Source organism: Nocardioides sp. URHA0032 (assembly GCF_000620645.1).
GTDB lineage: Bacteria > Actinomycetota > Actinomycetes > Propionibacteriales > Nocardioidaceae > Nocardioides.
The window spans coordinates 1-1262 of the sequence record NZ_JIAV01000007.1; the positions used below are offsets into that span (position 1 = coordinate 1).

A 1262-nucleotide genomic window follows, 5' to 3' on the forward strand; every position below is an offset into this window, starting at 1 on the left:
GCGTCGTCACCGGCGGTGGGGGAGTGCTGGATCTCGTCGATGACCATGTCCGGCGCGGCCGGCTGGTTCCCCGGCACCCGCGAGTCCGACGCGAAGGCGTTGCGCCGGTCCTGGATGGCGTTGAACAGCCGGGTGCGGAACGTCGCGAACGTGGTGCCGGAGGGGTAGGGCCAGGCGCCGATGTCGAGGGTCCCGACCGGCTGGGCGGGGCCGACGACGGTGTCGTAGAGGGACTCCATCCGGTTCGGCGCGAGGATGTCGTTGACCAGCGTGCGCAGCCGCCGGAAGTACATGTCCTTCCACTGCGGCACCGCGAGCAGGGCCCGCATCAGCGCGCTGGTGTTGTCGCCCGGCTCGGCCGGGGTGACGAAGTTGCTGTTCACGTTGCAGCAGCCGTTGCCGAGCGTGTGGTCGAGGTCCCAGGGGATAATCTTCCAGCGTCCGGTGTTCGGGTTGAAGACGAGGTCGAAGTTCTTGGTCGCCGAGTCGACGTGCTCGACGATGGCGGTCACGGCCGCGTAGTTGAGCATCTTCGGGATGTCGGCGTTGGCCAGCAGGAAGTCACGCTGGGCGTTGCCCGTGAGGTTCACGCCGTTCAGGAACGCCTGGAGCGACGCGTAGTTGCCGTCGTCGGGGTTCTCCTTGGTGAACCGCACGTTGACCGGACGGGAGGCGGTGAAGGCGCTGGTATCCGCGGAGTAGACCTCCTTGTCGTCGTACCCCTCACGCTTGCGCCAAGTGCCGTCGAAGACCTCGTTGAAGTTGTAGAGGCCCTGGAAGGCGCCGTTGCGCTGGGTTCGGACGGGGAACATCTGGTGGTTGACGATCCCGGCGCGCTGGTAGGCCTCCCACGAGAGGATCGACCGGCCGTGGGACTTGTCGCTCCAGTCGGCCTGCATGTCGAACTCGTCGACCGGCTCGGTGATGACGCCGGGCATGTCGAGGTCGTGGTTCTTCGGGAGGTGGAACTTCCAGCTGACCTTCGGGTCGCTCTGCGACGCGTGGCCCTTGATGTTGACCTGGACGTTGTCGTAGACGGTGCCGCCGTACGCCAGCGCAGCCGTGCGGGTGATGTCGGTGGTGGGCGCGTTGACCATCGCGTTGTAGTCCGCGTCGGCGATGAACCACTCGAGGACCGGGATCGGGCTGGAGACCCCGCTGGGGACGACGACGCCGCGGTAGTTGATGGTGTCGTCGGCGCGGGGGACGCGGCTGGTGGTGACGGCGTTGGTGGCTTCGACGCGGTATCGGATCAGGTGGCC

Annotated in this window: 1 protein-coding gene; it reads right to left on the minus strand. The window is 67.0% G+C overall.

Features of this window, described 5'->3' with window-relative positions:
* Positions 1 to 1262: CotH kinase family protein (locus N538_RS23440; protein WP_036569200.1), on the minus strand; the 1262-nt coding region annotated here is incomplete at both ends.